Source organism: uncultured Chryseobacterium sp. (assembly GCF_913776365.1).
Taxonomy (GTDB): Bacteria; Bacteroidota; Bacteroidia; order Flavobacteriales; family Weeksellaceae; genus Chryseobacterium.
In genome coordinates, this window is record NZ_CAJYMO010000113.1 from 1 (window position 1) to 5,446 (window position 5,446).

Consider the following 5,446-nt stretch of genomic DNA (forward strand, 5'->3'; position numbering starts at 1 on the left):
CAAAATCCGGCTGGTCCATTATATTGTAGGCTATTTCCACAATACCCTTATCGGCATGGCTGATCATATTCCCATTGTCATCATACGGAATCGTATTTCCTGATACGTCAGGATATCCTGCATAATCATGGGAGTCATCCGTTACCGAGTTCAGTTTATTGCCGTCGTAGATATAGGCCAGATTATCGATCGTCCCCTTCAGGCCCAGTACATTCTTTCCGTTCCGCTGCAGCGAAAGGATGTTGGAGTTCATATCGTAAGTGACCGATTCGTTGTAGAAATCGTCCTTCGGAACGGTGTTTTCCGGTTCGGAGTACAGGCCTTGGGTCAAACGGTTCAGGGCATCATACCGGTAATTGTATCTTCTTTTCACCCCGTCGGTAGCCGTCATCCAGGTTACTTCCGAAATGTTGCCGTTGTACTTTCCGGCGGAAGCGGCCGCATTCTGCGGATTGAAGTATTTCAGCTCATAGCCGAAGAGCTTAGTTCCCAGATTGGAAGGGTCGTTTACTTTAGTTACTGATCCCCTGATGTTGTAGGTATAATCGATGCTCTGCAGGTTATTGCCTACTTTCTTGTTGGTCAGCTGCGAGAGCTCGTTGTAGGAATTTTCAGACAGCAGCTCCTGGGTACCGCCGTTTACCTGGTGCCACTGCTTTTTCAGACGGTTCTGCGCATCATACTCAAACGCTTGGGCGATCACTTTTTCGGTATCGCCGCTCTGCCGCTTGTGATACACTTTGGTCTGCTTCACTACGCCGGCAAAATCCAGCTCGGATTCCGTCCGGGAATAACCGCCCAGGTGGTTGATCGCGTAAGTGGAAACCGCCCGGCCTTTGGCATCGTAGTAGACATAGCTTTTGGTCCAGTTACTGTCCTCTATGTTTTTTACCAGGCTTACGGTCGGCAGTGCCCTGGTGCTGATGGCGGCATTCTGGGAATCGGTGATTACGTCCTGCCCCATCACCGAAGCCGGAAATGCCGGGTTAAAGCTGTAGACAGGATAGGTATCATAATAATTCACGCTCAGCACCTTGATATTAGCCGAAGGAAACGCGTTCTGTGTATAAAAGATATCCATTCCGTCGGAAGAAAAAGAAGAGGAAGACCTCGCTTCATTGTTCGCCGGATTGGAAGAAAGTGCATCCACATCCCCCTGAAGCGAAGCCCGGGAAGCCGTGGAAGGGAAAAAACCGGTATACACCACTCTTCCGAAGCGGTCGTATTTGGTGAACATCCAGCCCTGCGCTGAGAAAGAGTTCTTAATGGTCCTCAGTCCCGCATGCTGGGTCATGATCGCCCGGTCCTGCTTATCGTAGATCACATATTCCCAGCCTTTGCCCGGTACTTTTTTCTCCACCATCTTTCCCATCCCGTCGTAGCGGTACTGGTAGCAGAGCTTATCTAAAGTCACCGGGTCGAGGGTTTTATTCGCGGCAAGTGGCGGGATGACGTACGCCAGTTGGCCGTACTCATTGTAGAGGTAATAGGTATCCACATCCTGGGCACCGTCGTTCTTCCGGACCAGTATGATCTGCCCTTCGCCGTTTTTAAATTCCACGGTGGTATTACCGTCCGGGTCAGTGGCCGAGGATTTCATCAGTTGGTTCGCCGCGTACGGGGTTTCCATGGTAATCTGGGAATCGGTCCTTCCGTCGGTCCAGGTAGTGGTGATCCTGTATTTTTTCACTTCGCCGTCCGCATTGGTATCATAACCGAGGCTGACGGGCTTCTGGGTCCAGGCCGTTCCTACGGAGACCACCTGCTTTACCCGGTCGGTGTAGACGTTGTCATAGATCTTTTCCGAATAGATCTTTTCAGTTCCGTAAGCTGCAGGAACGCCATCAAAAGGGGAATCATAGAATGCCCCGCCGGAGGTTCCGGACTGCGGCACCGGCAGGTAGTCTTTCACCTGCTTTCCCACCGGGTTGTATTCTACCGGGACTACGACATCCTTCCCCAACGGGCTCGCTCCGATTGCCACCGACTGTACCGGCCGGCCCAGCCCGTCGAAATACTGCACGGATTCAGATTTCTTTACACAGTCTGCATCCAGACAGCTTTTGGTATAAATGAAGTTCTTATCCGTACTTAAATTGGTCTGCGCCAGGGCGGAGCCTGAAAAAAGAAATATCAGCAGCGAAGCATACATCACTGCATTTTCTTTCCGTTTTATCAAATGTTTCATCATGGTTATTAGTTTTTATAGTGGTACTGATATTCCTGCAGGGTTTTTCCTGCGGCATCGGTTACTTTCACAAGCTTGTTGGCCGTATTATAGATATTGACAGTCCGGATGCCGTTGACGGAAATGGAATTGGTGACCCCGATCATCGGGTCATAGGTTGTGCAGGTAACCGTGTAGTTCTGCAGGGCAGGATCCTTACGGAGGTTTTCCAGGGCGGTCAGCAGCTGGGGTTCCTGAGAAGGATCATCATGGTCTGCATTGGAAGCGGCAATAGCAGCCGTTACGGTAGCGAGCGAAGAGACCTGGGCATAGGATGCACCGGTGATGACGGCAATGGGTTGGGTCTGATAGTATCCCCAGATGGTTGTAACAGAAACTCCGTTTTTGCCTGTAACCTGCACCAGGTTGCCTTTGCTGTCGTAGACATCGAGCGTGGAGGCGGTAACGGGCGCCTGGCTCTGCATATTGTAGGAGATGACCGAAGTTGGATACAGATGGGCAGGATCGTCAAATTTAGTTTCTGCTTTTCCTACCATTTTACCATTTTTCATGGTTGTCGTTTCCAGAGGAACATCTACCATATTGGCTGCCAGAAGTTTTTGGATTCCCTTGTCTTGCGGATACAGCAATGTTTTCTCAACAACGGTTCCATCTGCCAACGTTTCTTTGGAAGATATCAGGTTGCTGTACGTATCGTCAAAATTACTTTCTGAAGCGCTTACAAGCTTTTTAGCCATGCCGTTAACATAGGTTTCCGTAGTGGAGACCTGTTTTGAAATGCTGATCTTTTGTACAGGGTTCTGACCTGTCGTTATATTGGCCAACGGAACCTGCTTAAAAGTCGGAGTAATTTCCGATTTCTGTAAAAGCTGGCCGGATGGGCTGTAATCTTCTTTTTTTTGCAGTACTCCTGATGTTACCAGATAGGCACTCATATCCCGGTCGCCCCCGGTTAAAACGGAATTGGGATTAACGGGAATTTCTGTACGGGGGATGTAGTAATACTTTGAATAACTTCCATCAATCATATTGCTTACCTTAATATTGCTGTATCCGATGGGCGGGGTCTCTTTCCGGGTATCTGTAAAATCTATTTCATCACCGAAATCCAGCGCTGTTCCACTGGAAAGAAGCGGATCGGTAAAGGTGCTGTACTCATAATTTGTATAACTTACAGGTATGGCGGATCCGGGGTTAAAGTTTTTCATACTTTTTAATCTTAACCCGTAGCCATAGGCATTTTTATCCCTTCTCTGCTGTTTGGGAGCGTAGATTTCTAAAGTACCATGTCCTTTTTTCACTCCTGAAAATTTAACGTTTAGAGGTCCGGAATCTACTGTGAAAGCTTTGATCTCGGGACATTCTATCTCCTCATAAGAATGCATAAATGGGCTCCCGGAATCATTGTTGACGGTATAGTCGATCGTGTATACAGTTCCCGGATGCCCCGGCTGATTGGGATGAAGCGTATATTTATATTTAACAAACAGATCATTCTGATACCCCACCGGTAAATTTACGGTATACTGGCTGTTTAGATTGGTATCAAAATTTACGGTATAGATTTTATCAAAATCGTAATTGTCATAGTAGCACTTCGGATCTGTGCAGGTGGTATTGGGATCGAAGGGTATGGAATGAGATTCAAATTCGTATTCAGTAATGCCTCCCGTAGGAAGGATGATACGCTGTAAAGTACCATAGCTTGCCGTATTTCGATTGGTATGGTAAGGAGTGATCAGCTCACCTTTGTCTATTTCGCAAAATTCATAAATAATAGGATACCCGTAATTATCGATGTAAGTATTATAGCCACCAATGGTGAGCTCATTATTATATTCAAAACCAAATTTCTGAACAGGTGCATTATTTTTATCAAGATTGATCAATTTTTTAAGATACGCTCCCTCATGATCAAATGCATATTGATTGATGATCTGGTTTTGTGTATTTTTAAGCACCAGTTTATTCATCGTATATCGATCTTGATTCGTTTGGTATGATAAAGGATCAGACGGATAATCATCAGTATACTGGTATTCAATGCTTCCCATTCCGTTTACTGTTATCCTTTTAATTTTTTGATTCTGTAAGGTACCCGGAACCACATTATTTCCGGAAATAATCTGTGTTTTCGTTAAATAGTCGATATTGACGATTTCTTCATTTTTAACATTGTAAATCTTTGAGAGAAAAAATCCACTGTTAATAAATTTGGTATTTTGAACCGATTCTATCCTGTCGGCATCAAATGGTCCCCAGATATGAAATTTATTGATATTAATCTTATCAAACAGATACCTGTTGCCCTTTGTATCAATAATGGTAAATGATTGCACCCTGTTAGGTTTCGTATTGTTTTTAGTTACAATGATTTTATCATTTGAAGGTGTTATATGAACTCCCGTAAGTTCATGGCTTACCGTATCCATCCCGATATAAAACCGTCCGCTGCCTCCTGGATAATTGTAATAGTATACGTCAGAGGTAGCCTCATTATTATTGGTTCCTGCAGGGAGCGTAAAATCTTCAAACGCCCTTGTTTTGCTTCTAACCACACTTCCTATGGGAGACAGGTTCCATCCCTTTCCTATGTCGCTGATCAGATTATAGGCTGAGGCACTTTCTGTAGTATAGCTTAAAGACACGCCGATATTAATTCCTGCTGCAGGAACGGAAAGACTGAGCAAAGGAAAAGAAATATTCGGGATTCCCTGATACATATTCGTTTCTCCATTGGTAACGTAATCATATTTAGACAACTCCATTTGTCCTGAAATACCAATACTTCCCAGACAGGAAGCCAGTAAAATAATGCTTAATATTATTTTTTTCATGGTCTATTTTATTTTTTAATCAGTTTCGCACTCGCCGTTTTCCCATTATCCGTCTTCACAGACACTAGGTAAGCCCCCTGAACCAGCGGCTGCGTATTAATTTTGGTTATTTTATTTTTTGTTCTGATACTCTGAAGCTGCCTTCCACCCAAATCATACACCGTAATCTCTGCGGAAAAGTCGGTCCCTGAGCCTGTCGAAGGGAACCCAAGTTCCACATACGCATAATCGCTCACCGGGTTCGGGTAGATCTTAATATCCGGCTTCTCGATCAGCTGGTCAACCTGCTTATCACCCAGCTTAACGATCTTCCAGTTTTCTTTTCCGAGTTCTTCGGCGCTGGTTCCGGCCAGGATGATCGAACCGTCGCGGTTCAGCTTAATATCCGATAATCTTTCTTCTCTTTTACTCGATTCTCCCT

At 45.4% G+C, this 5,446-nt stretch carries 3 protein-coding genes; all 3 read right to left on the reverse strand.

The window, feature by feature from the left end; all coding sequences use genetic code 11:
- A partial coding sequence (locus QZ735_RS05515) for a DUF6443 domain-containing protein (protein ID WP_294245318.1) occupies positions 1–2,191 on the reverse strand: 2,191 nt, incomplete at its 3' end.
- 5 nt (positions 2,192–2,196) lie between these two features.
- Positions 2,197–5,025: a hypothetical protein gene (locus tag QZ735_RS05520; protein ID WP_294245321.1), complete on the reverse strand. Its 2,829-nt coding sequence runs from the start codon at positions 5,023–5,025 to the stop codon at positions 2,197–2,199.
- An 8-nt stretch (positions 5,026–5,033) separates the two neighbouring features.
- A partial coding sequence (locus QZ735_RS05525) for a T9SS type A sorting domain-containing protein (RefSeq protein ID WP_294245323.1) occupies positions 5,034–5,446 on the reverse strand: 413 nt, incomplete at its 5' end.

Excerpts from the sequence above, each read along its gene's own strand:
- QZ735_RS05520 (WP_294245321.1), bottom strand. The coding sequence starts at position 5,025 with ATGAAAAAAATAATATTAAGCATTATTTTACTGGCTTCCTGTCTGGGA.